Source organism: Flavobacterium sp. W21_SRS_FM3 (assembly GCF_052113625.1).
GTDB lineage: Bacteria > Bacteroidota > Bacteroidia > Flavobacteriales > Flavobacteriaceae > Flavobacterium.
The window spans coordinates 14,924-40,748 of the sequence record NZ_JBGQOD010000005.1 but is presented as its reverse complement, the minus strand read 5'-3'; the positions used below and the strand labels follow the sequence as shown (position 1 = coordinate 40,748).

General features: G+C 32.5%; 20 protein-coding genes. 9 read left to right on the top strand and 11 right to left on the bottom strand.

The window, feature by feature from the left end; all coding sequences use genetic code 11:
• Positions 1–25: 25 nt before the first annotated feature.
• Both ACEN2K_RS09240 and ACEN2K_RS09235 read left to right on the top strand, forming a co-directional pair.
• A complete protein-coding gene (locus ACEN2K_RS09240) occupies positions 26–442 on the top strand; it encodes a response regulator (protein WP_441759230.1) in 417 nt (138 codons plus the stop codon).
• Between the two features lie 598 nt (positions 443–1,040).
• Positions 1,041–1,544 (top strand): GreA/GreB family elongation factor, encoded by a 504-nt coding sequence (locus ACEN2K_RS09235; RefSeq protein WP_441759043.1) that lies wholly within the window; start codon positions 1,041–1,043, stop codon positions 1,542–1,544.
• A 260-nt stretch (positions 1,545–1,804) separates the two neighbouring features.
• On the opposite strand, the gene ACEN2K_RS09230 is transcribed toward ACEN2K_RS09235, so the two are convergent.
• Complete coding sequence (locus ACEN2K_RS09230) at positions 1,805–4,423, bottom strand: TonB-dependent receptor (protein WP_441759042.1); 2,619 nt, start codon at positions 4,421–4,423, stop codon at positions 1,805–1,807.
• A 799-nt stretch (positions 4,424–5,222) separates the two neighbouring features.
• On the opposite strand from ACEN2K_RS09230, the gene ACEN2K_RS09225 reads away from it, so the two are divergent.
• Both ACEN2K_RS09225 and ACEN2K_RS09220 read left to right on the top strand, forming a co-directional pair.
• The gene (locus ACEN2K_RS09225; protein ID WP_441759041.1) at positions 5,223–5,465 is read left to right on the top strand and encodes a DUF1059 domain-containing protein; all 243 of its coding nucleotides are present in this window, start codon (positions 5,223–5,225) and stop codon (positions 5,463–5,465) included.
• 273 nt (positions 5,466–5,738) lie between these two features.
• Positions 5,739–6,656, top strand: coding sequence for an AraC family transcriptional regulator (locus ACEN2K_RS09220; RefSeq protein WP_441759040.1), 918 nt, complete (start codon positions 5,739–5,741; stop codon positions 6,654–6,656).
• Position 6,657: 1 nt separating this feature from the next.
• Here ACEN2K_RS09220 and ACEN2K_RS09215 read toward each other — a convergent pair whose 3' ends face one another.
• Positions 6,658–7,032 carry a DUF779 domain-containing protein gene (locus ACEN2K_RS09215; protein WP_441759039.1) on the bottom strand — a complete coding sequence of 125 codons (375 nt, stop codon included), beginning with the start codon at positions 7,030–7,032 and terminating at the stop codon, positions 6,658–6,660.
• Positions 7,033–7,106: 74 nt separating this feature from the next.
• Positions 7,107–8,612, bottom strand: a complete 1,506-nt coding sequence (locus ACEN2K_RS09210; RefSeq protein ID WP_441759038.1) for an aldehyde dehydrogenase family protein — start codon at positions 8,610–8,612, stop codon at positions 7,107–7,109.
• A gap of 264 nt (positions 8,613–8,876) precedes the next feature.
• Between ACEN2K_RS09210 and pheT the strand changes: the two genes are divergently transcribed.
• Complete coding sequence (gene pheT / locus ACEN2K_RS09205) at positions 8,877–11,297, top strand: phenylalanine--tRNA ligase subunit beta (protein WP_441759037.1); 2,421 nt, start codon at positions 8,877–8,879, stop codon at positions 11,295–11,297.
• A gap of 136 nt (positions 11,298–11,433) precedes the next feature.
• Here the strand turns inward: pheT and ACEN2K_RS09200 are convergent, their stop codons facing one another.
• The 6 genes from ACEN2K_RS09200 to lon form a co-directional block, all read right to left on the bottom strand.
• Positions 11,434–11,988 carry a fasciclin domain-containing protein gene (locus ACEN2K_RS09200; protein WP_441759036.1) on the bottom strand — a complete coding sequence of 185 codons (555 nt, stop codon included), beginning with the start codon at positions 11,986–11,988 and terminating at the stop codon, positions 11,434–11,436.
• A 396-nt stretch (positions 11,989–12,384) separates the two neighbouring features.
• Positions 12,385–14,163: a 30S ribosomal protein S1 gene (rpsA, locus tag ACEN2K_RS09195; RefSeq protein ID WP_441759035.1), complete on the bottom strand. Its 1,779-nt coding sequence runs from the start codon at positions 14,161–14,163 to the stop codon at positions 12,385–12,387.
• Positions 14,164–14,533: 370 nt separating this feature from the next.
• On the bottom strand, positions 14,534–15,790 hold the full coding sequence (locus tag ACEN2K_RS09190; protein ID WP_441759034.1) for a nucleoside permease: 1,257 nt from the start codon (positions 15,788–15,790) through the stop codon (positions 14,534–14,536).
• 71 nt (positions 15,791–15,861) lie between these two features.
• A complete protein-coding gene (cmk, locus tag ACEN2K_RS09185) occupies positions 15,862–16,557 on the bottom strand; it encodes a (d)CMP kinase (RefSeq protein WP_441759033.1) in 696 nt (231 codons plus the stop codon).
• Between the two features lie 7 nt (positions 16,558–16,564).
• Positions 16,565–17,584, bottom strand: coding sequence for a type IX secretion system protein PorQ (gene porQ, locus ACEN2K_RS09180; protein WP_441759032.1), 1,020 nt, complete (start codon positions 17,582–17,584; stop codon positions 16,565–16,567).
• Positions 17,585–17,751: 167 nt separating this feature from the next.
• Complete coding sequence (gene lon, locus ACEN2K_RS09175; RefSeq protein ID WP_441759229.1) at positions 17,752–20,202, bottom strand: endopeptidase La; 2,451 nt, start codon at positions 20,200–20,202, stop codon at positions 17,752–17,754.
• A gap of 334 nt (positions 20,203–20,536) precedes the next feature.
• On the opposite strand from lon, the gene ACEN2K_RS09170 reads away from it, so the two are divergent.
• Genes ACEN2K_RS09170 through ACEN2K_RS09155 form a run of 4 tightly spaced genes read left to right on the top strand, consistent with a single transcriptional unit; the run spans position 20,537 to position 23,408 of the window.
• Positions 20,537–21,091, top strand: coding sequence for an RNA polymerase sigma factor (locus ACEN2K_RS09170; protein ID WP_441759031.1), 555 nt, complete (start codon positions 20,537–20,539; stop codon positions 21,089–21,091).
• A complete protein-coding gene (locus ACEN2K_RS09165) occupies positions 21,088–21,618 on the top strand; it encodes an anti-sigma factor (protein WP_441759030.1) in 531 nt (176 codons plus the stop codon). The genes ACEN2K_RS09170 and ACEN2K_RS09165 overlap by 4 nt, the downstream gene beginning before the upstream one ends.
• Complete coding sequence (locus ACEN2K_RS09160; protein WP_441759029.1) at positions 21,602–22,660, top strand: hypothetical protein; 1,059 nt, start codon at positions 21,602–21,604, stop codon at positions 22,658–22,660. The genes ACEN2K_RS09165 and ACEN2K_RS09160 overlap by 17 nt, the downstream gene beginning before the upstream one ends.
• Positions 22,661–22,679: 19 nt before the next feature.
• Complete coding sequence (locus ACEN2K_RS09155; RefSeq protein WP_441759028.1) at positions 22,680–23,408, top strand: head GIN domain-containing protein; 729 nt, start codon at positions 22,680–22,682, stop codon at positions 23,406–23,408.
• A gap of 73 nt (positions 23,409–23,481) precedes the next feature.
• On the opposite strand, the gene ACEN2K_RS09150 is transcribed toward ACEN2K_RS09155, so the two are convergent.
• Together ACEN2K_RS09150 and ACEN2K_RS09145 are read right to left on the bottom strand one after the other, a co-directional pair.
• Positions 23,482–24,789, bottom strand: coding sequence for an MFS transporter (locus tag ACEN2K_RS09150; RefSeq protein WP_441759027.1), 1,308 nt, complete (start codon positions 24,787–24,789; stop codon positions 23,482–23,484).
• A 143-nt stretch (positions 24,790–24,932) separates the two neighbouring features.
• Complete coding sequence (locus ACEN2K_RS09145) at positions 24,933–25,751, bottom strand: M48 family metallopeptidase (RefSeq protein ID WP_441759026.1); 819 nt, start codon at positions 25,749–25,751, stop codon at positions 24,933–24,935.
• Between the last annotated feature and the right edge of the window lie 74 nt (positions 25,752–25,825).

The window sequence follows — 25,825 nt, the reverse complement described above, 5'->3', positions numbered from 1 at the left end:
CATGGCGATGAATAGTACTCCTATGATGAATAACCCTTTTAATATTTGTATCGTTGATGATGACGATATTTATCAATATACTGTTGTAAAAACACTTGAGTCTTTAAAATTAGCAAAAAATATAAGTGTTTTTTCCGCTGGAGAAGAAGCTCTCAATTTTATGATGGGTAATCTTAATAAAGAGCATGAACTGCCAGACGTTATTTTTTTAGATATTAATATGCCCATTATGGATGGCTTCCAGTTTATGGAAGAATATGTTAAAATTAAACCAAATGTAGGTAAGAAAATAACTATTTTTATGGTCTCCTCTTCTGTAGATCCAGTAGATATTGAAAGAGCTAAAAACATTAGTGATATCTCTGATTACATTATAAAACCGATGAAACCAAGCGAGTTAAAAGCCATAATCGAGAAATTACGAGAAAACGGAAGATTATAGTATTAACTAAGTATCAGCAGTCATATAAAAGCAAAATAGTCGGCCTTATTAGAATTTGTATAGCTGTACAGTATTCAAATCATCAATTTTTATTTTTAATGAAGTAAATAACTGTATATCAATACAATATATAAGTTATTTACGGATGTAGATTTACTCATAAGAGGATAGCAGTCTTTGTAAATAGATAGCTATCCTCTCCTACTTTTCATAATGTCTAAACTTTTTAAGACAAGTAGTAAAATCAAGAAAATTTGAGATTAAAACGCATCTGAAATGCTCAATTTTTTAGCGGTCAAAATTAAGGTAAATGGAGAGCCATATTTTGTTTAGTCGAACTTGATGTACTTCATTCCAATGCACAAAAACACAAGGCATACCATTTCCTAAAATAATGTTAAACCTTGATTTCCTTGAGGTCAGCACGTGCAAACAGACTAATTTTTGATTATTAGTTCGTATTTTAGCTAAACTGTGAACAGCTTTTTTTGAACTTAAAAAAGTAATTTATATAGTTAGAATTTAGCACCAAATATTAGCTTATAAAACGGTAATATAGAGTAGTAAAAGAGATATCAAAATTAAAAGGAGATAAAAGATGAGTAGAGGATTTGTAAATGAAGATGATCAAGAAGAAATTCCTATTGTACCACCTAGAGCCGATTTACCTATAGCTGTAACTAATTATGTTACACAAGTAGGAATGGATGCACTATTAGAAGAAAAACAAGCACTTATAGATGACAGAGAACATCTGGATAGAACAAATGATAAAGACAGACGAATTGCGTCTAATTATATAACTGCAAAATTGCAATTATTGAACGAACGAATTCTTACTGCAGTAATAATAGATTTAAGCAAGCAGCCTCAAGATGAGATACGTTTTGGTGCTACTGTTACCTTAAAAATTGGTGATAGTCCTAAATTACAAAAATATCAAATTGTGGGTGTTGATGAAGCCGATATTGCAAAAGGAAAAATTTCATTTATTTCTCCCATCGCTAAAATATTGACAAACAAAAAAGTTGGCGAAAAGGCAGTCTTAAAATTAGCCAAAGAAGATAGGATTTTTGAAATAAAGGATATTAACTATCTGTAATTTGACAACAAGTTACCTAAGGAAAACTTGATACAGAAGCTGGCAAATTTAATAGCTTCTAGAATTTGATTTATGTAAGGCAACAATTTATCTGACGTTAAACTAGAAGAACAGTTAGCTAATTAATTGATTTATTTGTAATTATTTATTTATTTTTTTAAAAGTTTGCACCTATGCTATCACAAAAGTTTAGCTACTATAAAAGCATAAAAAAAACGGGACTAAATCCCGTTTTTTTTTTATAATCAGCTTGTTAATTTTTAGAATTTAAAGTTTAATCCTGCTGAGAAAGTTGTGCCACTAAAACCAAATTGGTTTACTTCCCATGCATATTTAAAACGACCACCTAAATCAGTAACAACATCTCCTTTTGGATCTAGTTTATCAGGATACACATTGAATAAATTGTTAACCATAACATTAGCTGATATTGTACTTGTAAATTTGTAGGCAAGTCCTAAATCAGTAATCACTTTACCTGCAAAAGTTTGATCTTTTGATACATCAGTAGCATGTTGCCAAGTAACTTCTCCAAAATAAGTGTTGTTAAAAATCACACTAGCTTTTTTCAAATCGTAATTAGTTCCTAATAATACTTTTGTATTAGGTCTTGCACTTAAGATTCTTCCTTGCTCCTTGCGGTTGAAAATATCGTACCCATTCGCTTTCAAAATAGCTGGTGTAGCGATTTGACCGTCAATTTTAGTATTAGCAATATTAGATGCTAAGCTAAATCCTAATTTACCATTTCCAAGTTCAATATTTTTGTAATTCAAAACTACATCAACACCTTTTGTAATTGTATTTACAGCGTTTATGAAAAACTTCATACTAGTGATGTCGTTCGCTATTAAAACATCTTCAACCGGGTTTGTTGTACTATCATCTCCGTCAAATCCAACTTCTCCCGAAAACAATACACGGTCTTTCACTTTAATGTGATAGAAATCAAGTGATGCAGAAAAATTAGCTCCTGATCTAAAAGTAAGCCCGGTAGAAATATTTTGTGATTTCTCAGCATGCAATTTTGGAACCCCTAATCCTATTACAGCGGGGTCAACATTGTTGAAAGTTCCTTGATTAGAAATAGTATTTCCTGATACTAGCGTTTGTATATTACTCAAATAAATTTGATGTAATGCAGGCGCTCTAAAACCTGTACTATAAGAAGCTCTTACTACAACATCATTATTCAATTTATAACGTGAATTTACTTTCCAAGAAAAATTATCACCAAAATCAGAATAGTTTTCATATCTCAACGATCCTCCTATTAAGAATGCTTCCGTCATATCATAATCTAACGTGGTATAAACCCCTACATTATTACGATCTTTTTTTAGTGCATTTGCAGGCTGCAATCCTGGAAAAGATTGTGCTCCTCCACCTACATAAGATTCTTCTTGTCCTTCTCGTGCTTCAAATTGTTCTTTTCTCAATTCAGTTCCAAAACCGAAAGTTACTTTATCAAACGTTCTGCTAAAGTCAGCGTTTCCTACTAATTGGCTAAATGTGTATCCACCAACATCAAAAGATGTTGGACTGTTAGCTCCTAAAGTTACATTAAGTGTATTATCAACAGTGTAATCTACTTTATTAGAACCAGCTGTTATACTAAAATCAGAATTAAATCCTAACACAGTAGAGCGAATACCAACAGAACCTAGATTATCAAATATATCTGTTTTAAAAGTTGGCTGGAAACCATTATAAGTAGAACCTCCCTCGTGCAACAAATTATTTGGATCAGAAACCCAATATGGTGCTCTGTATAAAGCAAAACTAGTTCCTTTTCTAACATTTAAATCCCCAAAAGCATACAAAGTTGTTTGTTCAGATAATGGATATTCTGCATTAACCACTAAAGCACCCATTTTAGAGTCTGGCTGACCAATAGTCATTCCTAAATCAGGATTTCTACTCAACCAATCACCCCATTGCGGATCATTAGCAGCTACACCAAATAAATCATCTTTCCCTGGTTTACCCGCTCTATTGGTTTTCTTTTGATCCAAATAAGAAAGATTGAAATTAACAAAACCTTTATCGGCAATCGTAAATCCAGAATTAAGATCAGCTCCAAAATTGAACCCATCTCCTTCTGATGTAACTCCTGAAGTAAGATTCACTTCAGTAAAATTAGTTTGTTTTTTAAGGATAATGTTTACTACCCCAGCAATCGCATCAGAACCATATTGAGAAGAAGCACCATCTCGCAATACCTCTACTCTTTCGATAGCTGAAAAAGGAATACTTTTCATGTCAGTTCCTACCTCTCCTTTACCAGGAGTATCATTTATATATACTAATGCACTTTGATTTTTTCTTTTCCCGTTTACCAAAACTAATGTACGGCTTGGTCCCAGTCCACGTAAATCTGCTGGATCAAAGTGAGCTGTTGCATCCGAAATTGCTTGGCTACTGGAATTAAAAGATGGAATTTTATACGCAAGCATCTTATCAAATGTCACTTGCCCACTAGACTTTAAGTCTTCTGCGTACAGTTTATCAATAGGAACAGCTGAATTCAACACACTGCGCACTTTTGATCTATTCCCTGTAACTACAACTTCATCTAAGCTATTATTAGGATCTAACTTAAAAACTATAGCAGTACTAGCATTAGTTACTTCAATACTTTTATTTTGATATCCAACATATTTAGCAATTAAAGTAACAGGTAAATCTTTTACTGTAATTACAAAATTTCCATTTCCATCTGTCGTTACACCTTGCGCTGTTGCTTTATTAACAACATTAGAATACGGTAAGGCCTGCCCATTTTCATCGGTGACTATACCTTTTATGGTCTGGGCATTCATAATTGTGGGACCTACTATCATAAATAGCAATCCTAAAATAAATTGGTTAAATCTCATAATCTTTTTTTTTGGTTTGTTTGAACAGTAAATATAACAAATCAATAAGTTTAACGTTAAAAAAAACTAAAAAATAACAAGGATTTATTTATTTTATTATCAAAATGATGATTTTTAACAACATGCTTTAACTCCTATAAACAGTGGAGTTTCGGATGGTATAAATAAAAAATCATTGTTGTATAATAGGTGATTGCAGCAAATCTCAAAAAAAATAAGACTACTTCACTCAGCTACAGAATGTTAGTTCCCATAACCTCATTTGTGATAGAGCTTAATGAGAAATTTATTGTTGGTTTGAACCCTCTTTCTGTAATCAGAAGAATAAAAAAGTAAGGGAACCTATTTTTTAAAAATGCTTATATGGCATGCCACAAATCATCTAGGAAAATACTAAAAGATCGTTTTATTAATCAATATGTACTACTAATAAGTTATAATGAAGAGATAGATGAATAGTGAAAATTCAGAAACAAATTCCACAGAAAAATTTTAGCTGCTGTTGCAAATAATAAAAAAATAGTCAACTTTAAAAAACATAAAATTTCAGCAATTTCTTTATGGAAAATTCGGGTTGAATTGCTATGAAATTATTATAAAGAAATAGCTAAAAATGTACACTATAAAAACCAAACATTTTGCACATAATGCAGTATTTTAATCAGAATAACTAGAAAATGTAGTTTAAATCCTTTATATTTACGATATAACACGATTTAATGACTTAAAACAAGCGCTTTTTTTTAAAAGAAAAAAAAGAGTACATATTTTAGTCTGCTATTAATTAAAATTAAATATTATGAAAACGATGACCTGTAAACAACTTGGAGGAGCTTGTGATGAACAATTTCACGCAAGCACTTTTGAGGAAATGGCAGAAATGAGTAAAAAACACGCATTAGAAATGATTGATAAAAAAGATGATGCCCATAGTAAGGCAATGAGAGAAATGCAAGAACTGATGCACTTCCCACAAGGAATGAATGCTTGGTACGAGAATAAGAGAAAAGCTTTTGAATGTTTACCTGCATCTAATAACTAATAGTGCAATAACTATTATTTTGTTGTTTACAATTAGCATTGTACTTTTCTGGATCTAATTTAATTGCTAATCAACAAGCAGTTCTGAATGACAAGCAAGACTTACTGAAAAATTATTTTGAACGGACTACATTATCACAAAAATAATAAGTCAATTTTGTAGCTAAAGAAATATAATTTTTGACCTTATATTATATCCAATTTAACAAATTAAGATTGCATTAATTCGTTTATTTTCAGTAAGTTTATAATCCTCTGATTAGAAATAAAACCAATGAATCGTAGCTACATCAATCCTCCACATTTATCGAATGAAAAATCATTAAAAACTTTGGTAGAAAATAGAACTGTTTACAACTTAAATCATTGTGAGCTTAATATATTCGAAACCTATAGAGCATCAGAATTAGTTCCTTTAAAGTTTAACGATTTAGTGGTTACCAGTATGTTACGTGGTAAAAAAGTCATGCATTTATTTGACGATCCTAGTTTTGAATATTTACCTGGTGAAACAGTGGTGATTCCTTCTAATGTAGAAATGAAAATTGATTTTCCGGAAGCCTCCATAAAAAATCCAACGCAATGTCTTGCATTAGCAATAGACCAGCAAAAGATTATTAATACGCTAGACTTCTTAAATGAAAGATATCCTAAAGAAGGAAACAAACAGTTCTGGCAATTAAATTACCAAAATTATTATTTTTATAATAATGTTGAACTCGCAACAACTATTAATAAACTCATCAAAGAATGTATGAGTACTTCAGTAACTAAAGATGTACTAGCTGATTTGACTTTGCAAGAATTATTAATCAGAATAATTCAAACACAAACCGCTAAAGCAGTTGATGAAGGTTTGTATAGTAATACGAACTCACCAATTACACCTATTATAGAATACATTAAATCTAATATCCGAGAAAATATTAGTCTGAAAAATTTAAGTGATAAAGCCTGTATGAGTACGACTTCTTTTTACCGATTTTTTAAAAGAGAACTCGGAATGACTCCTATTGAATTTGTTATCAATGAAAAAATTAAGTACGCCAAGAGCCTATTAAAAAACCCAGGCATTCAAATCAACGAAGTTTGCCATTTATCCGGTTTTGAAGACAGTAATTATTTTATTAGATTATTCAAGAAACATGAAGGTATTACACCTAAGCAATACCAATTACTTTATGTAAACTAATTTATTCAATATATTTTACTGGCTCTAAAGACTGCTCTTCTTCAGGAGTAAAAATCCTATACTCTATTTGGAATGTTTTTTTTAATGGCGTTTCTAGTGAAAAACCTCCTACACCAAAAGCATCAATTACCTTTAGCGTAAAATGAGCATGTTTCCAATATTCAAATAAATCTTTATCTACCCAAAATTCTACTCCTTCAACGGTGCCAATACAAACATCTCCCATTCTCTGGTAAAACCCTCCTTTTTCAAAGCACTGTGGTTGAGACCCTTCACAACAGCCACCCGCCTGATAAAACATCAAATCACCGTGTTTGTCTTTTAAAATATTTATCAGTGCCACTGCACTTTCTGTAGCATCTATTCTTTTTGTCATTATAATTGTATTTTAAAATAAAACCTGACAAATCATAAATCTGTCAGGTTGTATAATTAGTGGTTTTATATCATTTAAAAGAAACCTAATTTTTTTTTATCATAAGAAATCAACATGTTTTTTGTTTGCTGGTAATGAGCAAGCATCATTTTATGATTTTCTCTACCAATTCCCGACTGTTTGTACCCACCAAATGGTGCTCCTGCAGGATAAGAATGATATTGGTTAATCCATACGCGACCCGCTTGAATGGCTCTAGGCACTTGATAAATTTCGTGGGCATCTCTAGTCCATAGTCCCGCTCCTAAACCATACATAGTATCATTTGCAATAGCAATAGCTTCCTCAGTTGTTTTAAAAGTGGTAACAGCTAATACTGGTCCAAAGATCTCTTCTTGGAAGATTCGCATCTTATTATTTCCTTTAAAAATTGTAGGCTTAATGTAGTAACCTCCGTCTAAATCACCTCCTAATTTGTTTTCATCACCTCCAGTTAATAGTTCGGCTCCTTCTTCTTTACCCAATTTAATATAAGACATGATCTTTTCCTTCTGAACCAGCGAAGCTTGCGCTCCCATCATGGTACTTTTATCTAACGGATTCCCCATTTTAATAGCATTGGTTCTTTCAATTACTTTGGCCATGAACTGATCATAAATATCTTCATGTACTAATAAGCGGGACGGACAAGTACAAATTTCTCCTTGGTTAAGAGCAAACAATACAGCCCCTTCAACAGCCTTATCAAAGAAGTCATCATCGGCATCAGCAACTGACTTCATAAATACATTAGGCGATTTTCCTCCTAACTCTAGTGTTACAGGAATTATATTTTCAGTGGCATATTGCATTACTAATCTACCTGTCGTTGTTGAACCTGTAAAAGCTGCCTTAGATACTTTTTTATTAGTCACTAATGCACGGCCAAGTTCTGCTCCAAAACCATTCACAATATTTACAACTCCCGGAGGTAAAATATCTCCAATTAATTCCATTAAAACTAAAATAGAAATAGGGGTACTTTCAGCAGGTTTTAAAACTACTGTGTTTCCAGCAGCCAAAGCAGGTGCTAATTTCCAAACTGCCATTAGTATCGGAAAATTCCATGGTATGATTTGAGCAATAACTCCTAAGGGTTCGCTAAGTGCAATTGATACCGTTTGTGAATCCAGTTCGGCAATCGAACTCTCCTCTGCTCTAATTACTCCTGCAAAATACCTAAAATGGTCAATTGCTAAGGGTATATCAGCTGCCAATGTTTCACGAATAGCTTTACCATTGTCGATTGTTTCTACAGTGGCTATATATTCAAGATTGTCTTCAATCTTTTGGGCGATTTTATTTAATAAATTACTACGTTCTGTAACGGATGTTTTTCCCCAAGTCTGAAAGGCCTCATGTGCTTTGTCTACCGCTAGCTCTAAATCTTCTTTAGTCGAATGAGCAGCTTGTGTAAATACTTTTCCATCAATTGGTGAAACTACATCAAAATATTCCCCTTTTATTGGTGCGGTAAATTGCCCCCCTATATAATTATCGTATTTTGACTTAAACTCCGGTCGCTGTGCTATATTACTCATATTTATTTATTTTAATTTTCTCAAATATACTTTTACATCATGACAAATTATAGCACTATTCTTCCAACTAATAGCATTAAATTTTCATATCCTTTTTTTTAGCTACATTTTATTATTTTATTCACAAATATTTAAGATCTAAAAATAAATAGCATCAAGATTCTAAGTTGAGTAAAATGAGACTCTCGACTTAAAAAAACAAAAAAAATTGTTTCTTACTCCAAACTGCAATCGTTATATTTGCAACCTTATTAAAAATGACAGATGAAAATATCTTATAATTGGTTAAAACAATTCATTAAAATAGACTGGAATTCCGAGGAAACATCAGCATTACTTACAGATTTAGGTCTGGAAGTAGAAATGGTTGAAAAATACCAATCAGTAAAAGGTGGTTTAGAAGGTATTGTTGTAGGACATGTACTTACTTGCGTTCCTCATCCAGATGCTGACAGGTTACAACTGACTACTGTAGATGTTGGTACCGCTACTCCACTACAAATTGTGTGTGGTGCTACTAATGTTGATGCTGGACAAAAAGTAGCTGTTGCAACAATTGGAACCGTTTTATACGATAAAGATGGTACTGCTTTTACCATTAAAAAAGGAAAAATACGTGGTCAAGAAAGTCACGGAATGATTTGCGCAGAAGATGAATTAGGTCTTGGTGAAAGTCATGACGGAATCATGGTTCTAGATACTAATTTAGTTCCGGGAACAAAGGCATCTGAAGTTTTTAAAATAGAGAATGATGAGGTTTTTGAAATAGGTTTGACTCCTAACCGTGCTGATGCCATGAGTCATTTAGGGACAGCACGTGACTTAAGAGCTGGTTTATTACAAAGTGGAGTAAATGTTGAATTGATTACTCCTTCTGTGAGCAATTTTAGAGTCGACATGAGAACTTTAAAAATTGATACTGTTGTAGAAGATGCACAGTTAGCACCAAGATACTGTGGTGTAAGCATTTCTGGAATTACAGTAAAACCCTCTCCTGACTGGTTGCAAGACAGACTAAAAGCTATTGGAATTACGCCAAAAAACAATATTGTAGATGTTACTAATTATGTATTACATGAATTAGGACAACCATTACATGCCTTTGATGCTGCTAAAATTAATGGAAAAATCATTGTAAAAACAGTACCTCAGGGAACTAAGTTCACCACCTTAGACGATGTAGAGCGCAGCCTACACGAAGAAGATTTAATGATTTGTGATGAAAACGGTCCGTTATGTATTGCAGGAGTTTTTGGTGGAAAAAATTCAGGTGTTTCTGAAAATACAAAAGCTATATTTTTAGAAAGTGCTTATTTTAATCCCGTAAGCATTAGAAAAACTGCTAAAAGACATCAGTTGAATACCGATGCTTCTTTCCGTTTTGAAAGAGGTATTGATCCTACAATCACTGCATACGCTTTAAAACGTGCTGCTCTATTAATTCAAGAAGTTGCTGGAGGAGAAATCACTTCGGATGTAAGTGATATCTACCAAAAGAAAATTGAAGATTTCTCTGTCTTTGTAAATTTTGCTAATGTAGCAAAAATCATAGGTCAAGAAATACCTAAAGATACCATCAAGCAAATTCTAGTTTCATTAGACATTAAAGTAAATAGTGTATCTGAATCTGGTTTAGGGTTAACAATTCCGTCATACCGTGTGGATGTACAGAGAGAAATTGATGTCATTGAAGAAATTTTAAGAGTCTATGGTTATAATAACATTAGTTTTTCTAAGAAACTAAACGCTACTGTTGCTAATTCTCCTCGAAATGAAGATTATAAGTTACAAAACATTATTGCCTCTCAGTTGAATTCGCAAGGGTTTCATGAAATGATGGCCAATTCGTTAACCACTGCTTCTTACGTTCAGCTTTCTGAGACTTTAAAAGAAGAACACAATGTTACAATGTTGAATCCTTTAAGCAATGATTTAGCAACGATGCGTCAATCTTTACTGTTCTCAGGCCTAGAAGCTATTTCTTATAATATCAATCGTAAAAACAGCGATTTAAAATTGTTTGAATTTGGGAAATCATACCATAAGTTTCTAACAGGTTATGAAGAAAACAAACATCTTACATTATTATTGACTGGAAACAGAAATAAAGAAAACTGGTCGCATACACAAACAACATCTGACTTCTTTTTATTCAAAGGATATGTTGATGCTGTTTTAGCACGATTTGGTATTCAAAAAACACAAAATAGTCCGGTAACTTCTGACTTATTTTCTGAAGGAGCAGCCATAGGAAGCGGTCACAATGCCTTAGTGGAATTTGGAGTAGTAAAAAAATCTATTTTAAAGCATTTCGGAATTAAGCAAGAAGTTTTTTACGCTGATTTTAATTGGGATATCATCATCAAAACAATCTCTAGTAAGATTAAATATACTGATATTCCTAAATACCCAGAAGTAAGAAGAGATTTAGCTTTGTTAGTAGATATCAACATAAATTATGATAGTATTTATACTATTGCAAGGCAAACAGAGAAGAGTTTATTAAAAGATATCAATTTATTTGATGTATATGAAGGTAACAATCTTCCGGAAGGTAAAAAATCATATGCTGTAAGCTTTATAATTCAAGATAATGCAAAAACACTTACTGATGTTCAAGTCGATAAAATCATGAGCAAACTGCAAAAGAATTTTGAAACACAACTAGGTGCTATTTTAAGATAAGTAAAAAATCTTTTGTATAAACTAAAATCCCAACACTAAATTATTAGAGTTGGGATTTTTTTTTATAGGCATCAAAAAAAAGAGTCTTGAATAAATTTCAAGACTCTTTTTATAACAGCCAACCTTTTACAATCAATTATTTTTTAGGCAATAACACGCTGTTTACAACATGAATTACACCGTTAGACTGATTAACATCAGCAATAGTCACTTGAGACATATTTCCGCTTTCATCCGTGATGTATAATTTCTTACCTTTCATCCATGCAGTTAATGTACCACCACTAACTGTTTTCATCATTGCTTTTCCATTTCCTTTTTTAATTGCCATTGCAATATCAGAAGCGTTCATTTTGCCAGCAACTACATGATAAGTCAGTATAGTTTGTAACATTTTTTTATTCTCAGGCATCAATAATGTCTCTACAGTTCCTTTTGGTAATTTATTAAAAGCGGCATTTGTAGGTGCAAAAACTGTAAAAGGCCCTTTCCCTTGTAATGTTTCTACAAGATCTGCTGCTTTAACTGCAGCTACTAACGTAGTATGATCTTTTGAGTTAACGGCATTTTCAATAATGTTTTTAGAAGGATACATTGCCGCTCCACCAACCATCACAGATTTTTGAGCGAATGATGTTGCTCCGAATACTAATGCTAAAAAGGCTACTGATAAAAATTTTCTCGTTTTCATAATTTTATTTATTAAGTTATATAAAAGCATTTACGCTAAGAAAACTGATATGGTTTTAAATAAATATATTATTTTTTTAAACAGCTATTATTCAACATTATAAAACATGTTTTTTTTTTAAACCTATTCTTAAAAAGTAATCAATCTAGAAGGAAATCTTTATGACCATTCTTGAGAAAATAAAGAATGATTATATCTTATCACATAATGAGCTTTATTACATTAAATAAAGTCGGTCTACGATTAGCTATAGCCCTGATGGAAGCGGCATCCTTTTTATTTTTTTTTTTAAATAGAAAGATATAGCGGACAGCAGGAAAAAGCTCCTCAAAAAAACAAGCATAAAAAAAAGCCTCACATCCCTGTGAGGCTTTTCTAGTATAAAAAAGTTGAGAATTATTTTTTCTCAGATTTTTCCATTTTAGCTTTCAATGCAGCTAATACATCATTGCTATCTCCTAAAGTAGATGCAGGTGCATTAGTGTTTGAAGCATTAGAAGTGTTTTCTGAAGCAGATTTCACATTTTTCTCTTCTTCCTCACGGAAGATAGCAGTGTGAGATGCAACCACTCTTTTGAATTCTTTGTTGAATTCGATTACTTTGAAATCAGCTGATTCTCCTTTTTTCAATTTCTTACCATCTTCTTTTTCAAGGTGACGAGTAGGAATGAAAGCAACGATATCATCTCCAAATTCTACAGTAGCTCCTTTATCAACGATTTCAGAGATTTCTCCGTTGTGGATAGTTCCAACAGCGAATGAATCTTCGTACTGATCCCATGGATTAGGAGTAGTTTGTTTGTGACCTAAAGATAATTTACGTCCTTCAACATCTAATTCTAATACTACAACGTCAAGTTTTTCACCAACGTTTACAAACTCAGATGGGTGTTTGATTTTCTTAGTCCAAGATAAGTCAGAGATGTAGATTAATCCATCAATTCCTTCTTCAAGTTCTACGAAGATACCAAAGTTTGTGAAGTTTCTAACGATACCTGAATGTTTAGAACCTACAGGGTATTTAGAAGTAATATCAGTCCAAGGGTCTTGAGACAATTGTTTGATACCTAATGACATTTTACGGTCATCTCTATCTAAAGTTAAGATAACAGCTTCAACAACATCACCTACTTTTACGAAATCTTGAGCAGAACGTAAATGAGTAGACCATGACATTTCAGAAACGTGGATTAAACCTTCAACACCTTCAGCAACTTCGATGAAAGCACCGTAATCAGCGATTACAACTACTTTACCTTTTACTTTATCTCCAATTGCTAAGTTAGCATCTAGAGCATCCCAAGGGTGAGCGTTTAATTGTTTCAATCCTAATTGAATTCTTGTTTTCTCATCATCGAAATCAAGGATTACAACATTTAATTTTTGGTCTAGTTCAAGAACTTCAGATGGGTGGTTAATTCTTGACCAAGAAAGGTCAGTAATGTGAATTAATCCATCAACTCCACCTAAGTCAATAAAGACACCATAAGAAGTAATGTTTTTAACAACACCTTCTAATACTTGTCCTTTTTGTAATTGACCGATGATTTCTTTTTTCTGTACTTCAATATCCGCTTCAATAAGCGCTTTGTGAGATACAACAACGTTTTTAAATTCGTGGTTGATTTTCACAACTTTGAATTCCATTGTTTTATTTACGTAAACATCGTAATCTCTAATTGGTTTAACATCAATTTGAGATCCTGGTAAGAACGCTTCAATTCCGAAAACGTCAACGATCATACCACCTTTAGTTCTGCATTTTACAAAACCATTAACGATTTCACCTGTTTCGTTTGCAGCAATAACTCTATCCCATGATTTAATAGTACGTGCTTTTCTGTGAGATAAAACTAGTTGTCCAGTTTTGTCTTCACGGATGTCAATTAATACTTCAACAGTATCACCTACTTTTAAATTTGGGTTGTAACGGAATTCGTTTAATGAAATAACACCTTCCGATTTTGCGTTGATATCAACGATAACGTCTCTATCTGTAATTCTAACAACAGTACCATCTACTACTTCTTCTTGGTCAGTAGCGATAAAAGTTTTTGATACTAATTCTTCGAATTCTTGTAAGTTTTTCTCATCTACTGGATCGATACCTTCTTCGAAGTTATGCCAGTTAAAATTTGCTAAAAACTCTTCTTGTGATTGGATTTGTTCAGACATGCTGATAAAAATTTGTATTCTGCATTCTCTCGAGTTTCTTAAAGTAGTAGAAAACAACAGAAGTTGTTTGTATAATTAATTGATACCTAATGGAAACTCTTATCCACCAAAAGGTGTGCAAAAGTAATACTTTTATTTTAAACAACAAAATAATCAATAAAAGATAATCAATTGAAAATCAGTAGCGAGATAAAAGGCTTTCTAGCTTGTAGGGTTTCCCGCTCTCCCCTTTATCTCTTCGTCCCAAAAAAAATGGGACTACGAGGATATCGGCTCCATCGGGGCTATTAAGCATACATTTTTTCTTACCAGTAATAAAAAACCCGATAACTCACTAGTAATTATCGGGCACTTTTTATGTAATTCTGTACTAATGAACTAATTGATCTACAATTTTTGGATCGTGTTTGTATTTAAACACAAACGGAAAAATAATAGCTAGAACTAATGCATAGGCTGCAAACGTAATCCAAATGTTTTGCCACTCCTTGCTCCCATCTGCCAGCGTGAAATATTCTTCAATAATATAACCACTAGCAAAACTTCCTATTAAAGCCCCAAAACCGTTCACCATCATCATGAACAAACCTTGAGCACTACCTCTAATTTTTGGATTTGTTTGAGTCTCCACAAATAAAGAACCAGAGATATTAAAGAAATCAAATGCCATTCCGTATACAATACAAGACATAATAATCATCCATAAACCGTCTGTTGGGTTTCCAAATGCAAATAAACCAAAGCGCAATACCCAAGCCAACATACTAAACAACATCACATATTTGATTCCGAATTTTCTCAAAAAGAACGGAATAGCCAAAATAAATAATGTTTCAGAAACTTGAGAAATCGACATGATTATCGCAGGATACTTTACCGCAATCGCATCTTTATAAGCATCAACATTGGCAAAATCATGAATATAAGTATCTCCGTAGGCATTAGTCAACTGTAACGCTGCTCCTAATAACATAGAAAAGATAAAGAAGATCGCAAATTTTTTCTCTTTGAATAACTCAAAAGCATTCAAACCTAAAGCCTGTGTAAACGAAGCACTTTTCTCTCCTTTACATAAAGGCGGACATTTAGGCAAGGTCAATGCATAAGCCGCTAATAAGAACGATACCACTCCAGCAATATAAAATTGATTAGCAGAGGTCTCATTATGCGTTAAACTCACTACCCATAAAGCAGCAATAAACCCAATAGTTCCCCAAATCCTAATAGGTGGGTAATCTTTCACCACATCCATTTTATTAGCATTCAAAGCATTGTAAGCCACGGTAATTGATAATGAAATAGTTGGCATGTAGAAAAACATGTTAACTAACATCACCCAGAAAAATGTAGTAGGATTATCTACAAGAGGCAGGTAAAACAGTGACAAGCCACCTAAAAGATGCAAAATAGCATATAATTTTTCAGCATTTATTAATCGATCTGAGATAATACCTGTTAATGCAGGCATAAACACTGACGAAATCCCCATGGTTGAAAATATAATTCCGAATTCAGTTCCGGACCAATGCTTATTATTAAACCAATACGCTCCAATAGTAAGCAACCAAGAACCCCAAATAAAAAACTGTAGGAAGTTCATTAAAATCAATCTATACTTAATTCCCATGTGTTGAATTATATTATTTTCAAAATTTACAAGGCGTAAATCTAATATTAAAAAAAGATATCTACAAAAAATTATAACGTTTTGGTAACATCATTTACCAAAGTGAGGACAAGATCAAATTGTTCCTCACGACTAAGATGCGAATTATCAATCTCTACAGCATCTTTAGCGATAATTAAAGGAGAGTCTTCTCTATGGGTATCAATGTAGTCACGTTCCTCAACATTTTTCAAAACGGCCTCATAGGTAACCACATCACCCTTTTGTGTTAGTTCATCGTAACGTCTTTGTGCTCTTGTACTTGCTGTTGCTGTCATGAATATTTTGAGTTCAGCATCTGGAAAAACAACTGTTCCTATATCCCTACCATCCATTACAATTCCTTTGTCTTTTCCCATTTCTTGCTGTTGCTCCACTAACTTAGAACGCACCTCAGAAACCTCAGCTACAATGCTAACAAAACCAGAAACTTCAATTTTTCTTATTTCTACCTCAACATTGACATCATTCAGATACATTTCGCCATAACCTAATTCTGGATTAAATTTAAATTGCAATTTTATAGCAGGCAAACTATTTATTAATGTTTCTTTATCGAAAAATTCAGCACTGATATATCCATTTTGCATAGCAAATAAGGTCACCGCTCTGTACATAGCGCCCGTATCCACATATACATATCCTAATTTATTGGCTAATTGCTTTGCCAAAGTACTTTTACCTGTTGATGAAAATCCATCAATTGCGATAGTAATTTTTTTATTCAAAATAATATTATTGTAAGTTAATTGTTAAACCAAACAAACTCGTATTGGCCGCTAAAGTATACCTAGAATAGGAATAATTAAATTTTAATTTGTTAAACTTTAAACCAAAACCAAGTGAAATTCCAGAAAAATTTCGTTGTTCTAGTAATTTTAATTCTTCTGCTCTTCTAAAATTGTAGCCCAATCTTAGATTAAAGGACTTTTTTGGAAATAATTCCACCCCAAAGATTACGTGACGCAAAGCATTATTAATAAAGCTCACTTGTTCATTAGTACTCGTTCCGTCAATATTCGTCTCTGCTCTTTCAGGGTTTGAAAAAGCGACATTCCATTGTTGTAAATTCTCTAAAGTCAAGTGCCAGCGCAAAGGCACATGCTCCAACTCCTGCGAAACTCCTGCAATTATTTCTAAAGGTAGTTTTTCTCTAACCTCTGAATAGCTTGTAAATTGTGTACCAATATTCCTAACCACAACTGCCCAGTTGACATCATTCTTTTCATCTATAAAGATTGCTCCCACATCGACCGCGCCTCCTATTGAGTTATAACTTTCTAAAGAGGATGAAATCAATTTTGCATTAGCACCTAAATAAACAGATGTAAAAGGAATATTATACGCATATCCTGCTGACAATGCCATTTCGCTTCCAGAAAAAGAAGCAGTAGATTGCCCATTTTCATCATAGCCGTCAAAACTTCCATAATTTACATAATTGACCCCAACTTGAAAAGTTTGTAGGTGCCGATCGTAAGTGTAGGCATAAGAAGCAGTACCGTAGGTAACTTCACCGTAATAACTGCCGTAATTGATTGCTAGATGATTGTCCATTTCAGGATTAATCGTTGCAGGATTAAAATTGACTTGATTCACATCATCATCATAAATAGTTACCGTTTTACCTCCTAAAGCTGCCTGCCTAGGTGATGTCATTAAATTTAAAAACTGATAAGTATACTTACCTCCTATTTGACTGTAAGACACAGTGCAAACGAGGAACAGTATATTTAAAAATAGTTTTTTGAACATCCTTTGTGGTTTCCGTTCGATAAATAAAACGCAGCTGCGAAGATAAAATTATAATAGCAATAATTAAGACTTTTAACGCCTCTTATTCCAGACAAAAAAAATTCCAAAATCAAAACTTCAATTAAGAAGTTCAGATTCTGGAATCTTTCAAATAGTATAAATGGGTCTTATAAGATCTTAGCGTGTTTCACTTTTTGATCAATGATCGCGATTTTTAACACTTCGCTCATTTCTTTAACATAGTGAAAAGTCAAACCTTCTAGATACTCAGGTTTAATTTCATCAACATCACTTTTATTTTCATGACATAAGATGATTTCTCTAATATTAGCTCTTTTAGCTGCTAATATTTTTTCTTTAATTCCACCCACAGGCAATACCTTTCCTCTTAAAGTTATTTCGCCCGTCATTGCAATATGTTTTTTCACTCTTTTTTGAGTAAACAAGGAAACTAAAGAAGTCAACATAGCAATACCTGCACTTGGACCATCCTTAGGCGTTGCTCCTTCTGGTACGTGCAAATGAATGTTGTATTTCGAAATAATTTCCGGATTCAGCCCTAACAGTCTTGCATTTGCTTTTATGTATTCTAAAGCAATAGTAGCTGATTCCTTCATTACCGTTCCTAAGTTACCAGTAATAGTCATTGTACCCTTACCTGGAGAAATTAAAGACTCGATAAATAAGATATCTCCTCCTACACTAGTCCATGCTAATCCAGTAACTACTCCCGCAACATCATTGCTTTCGTACTTATCTCTCTCCATCCTTGGAACACCAAGTACTCTTATTATATCTTCGTCAGTTACTTTTTTATTGTATTCTTCTTCCATGGCAACAGACTTAGCAGCGTTTCTAATTACTTGCGCAATTTTAGCTTCTAATCCACGTACACCAGATTCACGAGTATATCCTTCAACAATTTTTTCTAATTGTTTCTTTCCAATAGTTAGATGCTTAGCCGTTAATCCGTGCTCTTTTAATTGTCTTGGAAATAAATGCTGACGCGCTATCTCTACTTTTTCTTCTATAGTATAGCCTGACATTTTTATAATCTCCATTCGATCTCTCAAAGCAGGCTGTATCGTACTCATGTTATTAGAGGTAGCAATAAACATTACCTTAGACAAATCATATCCCATTTCAAGGAAGTTGTCATAGAAGGAGTTGTTTTGTTCCGGATCCAAAACTTCTAACAATGCAGAGGAAGGATCACCTTGATTACTATTAGATAATTTATCAATCTCATCAAGAACAAATACAGGATTTGATGTACCTGCTTTTTTTAAACTTTGAATAATTCTACCCGGCATTGCACCAATATAAGTCTTTCTATGACCACGAATTTCAGACTCATCACGTAAACCACCAAGTGAAATACGTACATACTCTCTACCTAAAGCTTCGGCAACAGAGCGTCCAATAGATGTTTTACCGACTCCTGGAGGACCAGTTAAGCATATAATAGGTGATTTCATATCATTTCGCAGTTTCAAAACAGCCAAATGTTCGATCATTCTCTTCTTTACATCTTCTAAACCAAAGTGATCTCTATCTAATATTTTTTGAGCACGCTTTAAGTCAAAATTATCTTTAGAATATTCGTTCCAAGGCAAATCTAAAAACAATTCAAGATAATTTCTTTGGATTCCAAAATCTGGAGCTTGCGGATTCATACGGCGCATTTTTGATAATTCCTTATCAAAATGTTTTTGCGTTTTGTCATCCCACTTCTTCGTTTTTGACTTTTGGAGCATTTCATCCATTTCCTCTTCTTGCGAAACACCACCTAATTCTTCTTGAATGGTTTTCATCTGCTGATGAAGGAAATATTCTCTTTGTTGTTGATCTAAATCAAAGCGAACTTTAGATTGAATATCGTTTTTTAACTCCAATTTTTGAAGTTCAATATTCATATAACGAAGCGTTTCTAATGCTCTATCTTTTAAATCATTGATAGCTAGCAAATCTTGTTTTTCTTTAACTGATAAATTCATGTTAGAGGTAACAAAATTGATCAAGAAAGATTGGCTCTCAATGTTTTTTATGGCAAAAGTTGCCTCACTAGGAATATTTGGGCTTTCCTTAATAATTTGAATTGCCAGCTCTTTCACCGACTCAAGAATTGCCAGAAATTCAGTGTCTTTTTTGTCGGGTCGTTTCTCTTCAAATTCCTTTATTGTTGCTGTAATATAAGGTTCTTCTGCAACCACAGCATCTATTTCAAAACGTTTTTTACCTTGAAGGATTACAGTAGTATTTCCATCAGGCATTTTTAAAACACGTAAAATTCGAGCAACGGTTCCTATATTGTGAATGTCTTCTTTCGTTGGGTCTTCATCTTCTTCATTCTTCTGAGCAACAACACCTATAATTTTACCTGCAGCATTTGCATCATCAATTAATTTAATTGACTTATCACGACCAGCTGTAATAGGAATAACTACTCCTGGAAACAAGACCATATTACGTAAAGGTAAAATAGGTAGAGAATTGGGTAATTCTTCATTTATCATTTCCTCTTCATCTTCCGGCGTTAATAAGGGTATTAACTCTGCTTCTGAATCGAATTCCTGTAGTGACAAATTGTCAATAGTAAGTATTTTATGATTTGACATAGTATATTTAAGTCTTTTTGTCATTAAAAATTTCATCTTATGAACAAATATAAGCTAACGTTCATATAAAAACCATAGAAACAGCTATTATTCATTACATGTACTAAAAAAGGCAATCACTATGCCATTTTAACCATATCATCTTTATTAAACCTTGTTACATAGAAGTAATGGCTCTAGCGAAAAAGTTCATTTCACAAAATTTAAAACCCTTTTATAAAAATATATCTAGCTCCTGAAATGAGTATATTTATGAAACTTTTTATTTTATTTTTTTTGAAAGTGTAACAAATAAAAAAACGACAAGTCTTTATTAAAAACCAGTGACTCCTATTTGAAATTAGCTAACCAAAATATAGAAGAACTCATTGTGCTTTGTAAAAAAAATAATCAAAAAGCACAGTTCGAAATTTATAATCGCTATTCTAAAGCGATGTATAATGTAGCACTGCGAATTGTAAAAGACGAGCATTATGCTGAAGATGTTATGCAGGAAGGTTTTTTAAAAGCCTTTACAAAGATTGATGATTATAAAAGTGAAGTTGCTTTTGGGGCCTGGTTAAAGAGAATTATAGTTAACAATAGTATTGATTTTTGCAAAAAGAAAAATAAATTTCAACTTGAAGATTTTAATAATAATTTGCAAAAAGTGGAAGATGAATTAGAAGACTATTGTGATGTATCTGCTTTCAATGAATTAAAGATCAAACAAATCATTGAAGTCCTGCAGTCCTTAAAGGAAAGTTATAGAATGGTTTTAACCCTATTTTATATTGAAGGCTATGACCAAGAGGAAATCAGTGAAATACTGAATATTAGTTATGCTAATTGTAGAACAACATTAAGCCGTGCAAAAGAAAATTTACGTTCAAAATTAATGAAATTATGAAAAAGGAAACATTAGATCAAGTCTTTGAAAACTTAACTAATCAATGGGACACAGCCGAATTAGATAACGATCATAATCACCGCTTTTTAAAAAAGCTAAAAACTAAAAAATCATATAAGAAGTATTTTATCCCCTTGTCTATAGCAGCGTCTATAATTATATTATTAGGGATTACAATAACTTTCCAGGCCCCTCCTAAGAAACAAGAATTTAATTTTGCATCAAAAGAAACAAAGCAAACTGATTCGATTTTTACGGTGATTATCAGCAATGAATTAAACAAAATTAAAGATAAGAAGTCGCCTGAAAATGAAAAAATAATTAGTGATGCTTTAAAGCAAATGAAACTTTTAGATAATGATTACAACAAAATAATTCAAGAATTAAAAGCAAATGGAGAAAATAAATTAATTATTAATGCACTGATTAGTAACCTACAAACTCGAATTTCTTTCCTTCAAAATGTATTGCTACATATTGAGTCAAATGAAAAAATAAACAAACTACAAAATGAAGAAACACTATAAACTTTTTATCTTATTACTAATAATACCACTAGCTAGTTTTGCTAATGGAGATAAATTTGCCCACAGTAAACAAAAAAACATCAAAAAAACTTATTTAGTTAACAGTGACGCTGGAATACAAATTGATAATTCCTACGGATCTATTTCCCTTTCTACATGGGACGAAGATAAAATAGATATTAGTGTAACTATAAAAGTGAGTGGAAACAATGAAAATTGGGTAAACCAAAAACTTGATGACATTACCGTAGATATAAATGCGTTAAAAAGTCTTGTATCAGCAAAAACAATTATTGGAAAAACCAGTTCAAGAAGTAGTGGTAACAACAATAATTTCGAGATTAATTATACTATTAGAATTCCTAAAAAAGGAGGTATAAAATTGACTAATAAATATGGCAACATAGTAACTACTGACTTATGGTCAAATACCGATATCTACTGTAAATATGGAAAAATTACTTTAGGAAAATTAAACAGTACTGCAAATACTATTAGAATAGAGTACTGTAATGATTCCAGTATAGATGCTATAAACAGTGGTGTTATTACAGCTAAGTATTCTGAATTAGACATTAATAAAGTAACTAAACTAGCTTTAACCACAGATTATACCAACACGAATATACAGGAAGCAAATGCAGTCTATTATACTAGTAAATATGGAAGTATCAAAATCCAAGACATAAAGACATTAGAGGGCACTGGAAATTACTTAAAAATTAAAATAGGTACAATACTCTATGCTTTTAAAATCAATACAAAGTATAGTGATGTAACTATAGCGAATCTAAAAACTGATGTTGTTGAAATCACGTCAGCATATACAAACGTGTCGCTAGGATATTTAGCATCCTATGCATTCAATTTTGATGTTGCTGTTAGATATGCTAATTTTAATTACGACAGAGAATTAGAAGTCATTAGCAAAGAAGAAACAAATAATTCAAAGAATTTCAAAGGGTATTATAAAAGCAGAGGGGTTAACAAAATAAATATCTCTTCAGATTTCGGAAACGTATCATTAATCAAAAAACAATAATCAAAAAACAACCAAACAAATGAAAAAATTACTAAAATCAGTATTGTATTGTAGTTTACTTTTTACAACAATAGCAAATGCACAGTGGTATTCTAAAAACAGAATAAAAGGTAACGGAAAAACTACAACCGAAAAAAGAACGACCGCTAGCTATGACGAAATAAAGATAGCAGGTTTTTTTGATGTAGAGTTAATCTCTGGTAAAGAAGGAAACATTAGCATACAAGGAGAAGAAAATTTATTGAAATACATTAAAACAGAAACTGAGAATGGAGTTTTAAAAGTGTATACTGAGAAGAATGTCAACATTAGTACTAATAAAAAGCTTTTAATTACGATACCTTTTGAAACTATTAATGCTGTTTCATTGTCAGGCTCTGGAGATCTAACAACTAAAAGCACGATTAGAAGCACAAAATTTACGACTAAATTAGCAGGCTCAGGAGATGTTTCACTAGATGTTGAAGCTACGGACATTGAAGCGAATTTAAGTGGCTCAGGCGATCTCAAAATCAAAGGAAGTACTGAAAATTTAGTTGCTAAACTTGCTGGTTCTGGTGATATAAACACTTCAGCATTGCAATCTAAAAATGTGGATGCAACTGTAGCTGGTTCTGGAGATGTTTCTGTTAATTGTACTAACAGCTTAAAAGCTCGAGTATCTGGATCAGGAGATATTTACTATTCTGGAAATCCTAAAACAAAGGATACAAAAGTTAATGGCTCTGGTGATATTACACAAAGGTAAGTTTCTTTAAATCCTATAAAAAAAGCTGTTTTAAGAGTTCTTAAAACAGCTTTTTTTATGATCATTTTGAATCTTACAAATGGGTTTTGGGTCTCTTTATTAAACTTAGTACAACATATCCCAGCAAAAAGAACACGGCTAAAATAAAAAATGAATTTTTCATAGAGTTGGTAATAGAACTGACGAACCCAAAGATAAAAGTTCCCACTACAATAGCAATCTTCTCAGTAACGTCAAAGAAACTAAAGTAAGTAGCGTGATCTTCTGTTTCTGGTAGCAATTTAGAATAAGTAGAACGTGATAGAGACTGTATTGCTCCTAAAACCATTCCAATAGTCCCACCCAATGCATAAAATTGAATATCTATGTACTGGTTTTTAGCATCTAATAAATATGCTGATAGACAGATTAAACACCAAATGGCGATGGTGATTTTTAAAGTATTGATGTTACCTATTTTTTCAGAAATCCTAGAGAAAACAAAAGCACCAAAAATAGCCACTACATTGATTAATAGAATAATGATAATTAACTTACTAGTGTCAATCCCTAATTCTTTTTTTCCAAAAAGACCCGCTAATAAAATTACCGTTTGAACTCCAATACTGTATAGAAAAAAAGCAGTTAAAAATTGTTTAAGGCTGGTTTGCTTATTTATGCTTTTAGAAACTACTTTAAGTTCTCGTAATCCTTTAAAAATATAATCTTTTTCTGGTTTTTTATGGAAAACGTTATTTGGTAAATAATTGAATGTTACCTGTGCAAAACCCATCCACCATATCCCTACAGATAAAAAAGAAATTCTAGCGGGCAATGAAGGATCACTTATTCCAAACCACTCTGGTTTCATTACCATTGTCAAATTAAATGTCAGTAATAGCAAAGAACCAGCATAACCAAACATAAATCCTTTAGCACTTACTCTGTCATGCTGTTCAGGATGCGCAATTTCTGGCAGATACGAGTTATAAAATACAATACTTCCCCAAAAACCAATACTTGCTAACACAGTACCTAAAATCCCTATAATCAAAGTATCTTGACCTTTAAAAAAGTACAAACTCATTACCGAAATGGAACCTAAATAACAAAAGAACTGCATGAAACGTTTTTTGTTGCCAGTGTAATCAGCTATTCCAGATAATATTGGCGATAAAAAAGCTACAATTAAAAATGAAAAAGATAATGAGTAAGAAAGTAAAGCCGAATTATTAAACTCGGTACCTAAAAAGAAAACAACATCATTATTATCGCTGGTTACAGATTCATAATAAATGGGGAAAACTGCTGTTGCTATAACTAGACTATAAACGGAATTAGCCCAATCGTAAAAAGCCCAGGCATTAATTAACTTTTTATCACCTTTTTGTAATGCTTTCATATATTTTATTTTATACGAATTTATTTATTTTTTTAAGAGGATACACTTAAAAGAGGTTTTATTTTAAAAGCTTAACAATTATATAAAAAAAAGAGCCAATTCATATGAACTGGCTCTCTTTACTGTATTATTATAGTCAATACTTATTTGAATACTACTCCAAATTTTGCAGCTATAGCTTTAGCTTCCGGGATCATCGCTTTTAGATTTGCAATTCTAGTTGCATCTGACGGGTGAGAACTTAAAAACTCTGGCGGAGCTTGACCATTTGAACTAGCAGACATTCTAGTCCAAAATGTAATCGCTTCATCTGGATTGTACCCTGCAATAGCCATTAATACTAGTCCTATTTTATCCGCTTCTGTTTCGTGGCTCCTGCTGTATGGAAGCATTACCCCAACTTGAGAACCTACTCCATAAATTTGTTGCCAAGTTTGTTGTGATTTTTCACTTTGTCCACCTGTTGCAACTGCAACTCCTACTGCCCCTAAACCTTGTATTTGGGAAGCACTCATACGCTGTGCACCATGATTAGCTAAAGCGTGAGACACTTCGTGCCCCATTACTGTTGCTAAACCTGCATCATCTTTAGTTACTGGTAAAATACCTGAATAAACAACAATTTTCCCTCCAGGCATACACCAAGCGTTAATTTGTTTGTCATCTATTAATTTATATTCCCATTGGTAACCATTTAAATACTCTTTTTGACCTAAATAGTTTAGATATTTTTCAGCAGCCAATTTGATTTTTGTCCCTACAGACTCTACTCGTCTCGCATCTGCAGTTCCTGATATTACCTTATTCTCTTTCAAGAAGGTTCCATACTCTTGGAATGAAGATGGAAATAATTCGCTATTCGAAACAAAGTTTAATGTTTTTTTTCCTGTAAGCGGATTAGTAGCGCATGAGAATAGCATACCCAAAGCACAAATTCCTATTAATAATGAATGTTTTTTCATGTTGATTGATTTAATTTTAACAAAAATACAATTAAAATCAGTCATCACTTTATAAAATTAAACACAATTGTTTC

Coding starts and splice junctions, on each gene's coding strand:
- ACEN2K_RS09220 (WP_441759040.1), top strand. CDS start 5,739: ATGAATCGTAGCTACATCAATCCTCCACATTTATCGAATGAAAAATCA.
- ACEN2K_RS09210 (WP_441759038.1), bottom strand. CDS start 8,612: ATGAGTAATATAGCACAGCGACCGGAGTTTAAGTCAAAATACGATAAT.
- ACEN2K_RS09215 (WP_441759039.1), bottom strand. CDS start 7,032: ATGACAAAAAGAATAGATGCTACAGAAAGTGCAGTGGCACTGATAAAT.
- pheT (WP_441759037.1), top strand. CDS start 8,877: ATGAAAATATCTTATAATTGGTTAAAACAATTCATTAAAATAGACTGG.
- ACEN2K_RS09190 (WP_441759034.1), bottom strand. CDS start 15,790: ATGGGAATTAAGTATAGATTGATTTTAATGAACTTCCTACAGTTTTTT.
- ACEN2K_RS09150 (WP_441759027.1), bottom strand. CDS start 24,789: ATGAAAGCATTACAAAAAGGTGATAAAAAGTTAATTAATGCCTGGGCT.
- lon (WP_441759229.1), bottom strand. CDS start 20,202: ATGTCAAATCATAAAATACTTACTATTGACAATTTGTCACTACAGGAA.
- ACEN2K_RS09200 (WP_441759036.1), bottom strand. CDS start 11,988: ATGAAAACGAGAAAATTTTTATCAGTAGCCTTTTTAGCATTAGTATTC.
- ACEN2K_RS09240 (WP_441759230.1), top strand. CDS start 26: ATGAATAACCCTTTTAATATTTGTATCGTTGATGATGACGATATTTAT.
- ACEN2K_RS09165 (WP_441759030.1), top strand. CDS start 21,088: ATGAAAAAGGAAACATTAGATCAAGTCTTTGAAAACTTAACTAATCAA.
- porQ (WP_441759032.1), bottom strand. CDS start 17,584: ATGTTCAAAAAACTATTTTTAAATATACTGTTCCTCGTTTGCACTGTG.
- rpsA (WP_441759035.1), bottom strand. CDS start 14,163: ATGTCTGAACAAATCCAATCACAAGAAGAGTTTTTAGCAAATTTTAAC.
- ACEN2K_RS09225 (WP_441759041.1), top strand. CDS start 5,223: ATGAAAACGATGACCTGTAAACAACTTGGAGGAGCTTGTGATGAACAA.
- ACEN2K_RS09155 (WP_441759028.1), top strand. CDS start 22,680: ATGAAAAAATTACTAAAATCAGTATTGTATTGTAGTTTACTTTTTACA.
- ACEN2K_RS09145 (WP_441759026.1), bottom strand. CDS start 25,751: ATGAAAAAACATTCATTATTAATAGGAATTTGTGCTTTGGGTATGCTA.
- ACEN2K_RS09230 (WP_441759042.1), bottom strand. CDS start 4,423: ATGAGATTTAACCAATTTATTTTAGGATTGCTATTTATGATAGTAGGT.
- ACEN2K_RS09235 (WP_441759043.1), top strand. CDS start 1,041: ATGAGTAGAGGATTTGTAAATGAAGATGATCAAGAAGAAATTCCTATT.
- ACEN2K_RS09160 (WP_441759029.1), top strand. CDS start 21,602: ATGAAGAAACACTATAAACTTTTTATCTTATTACTAATAATACCACTA.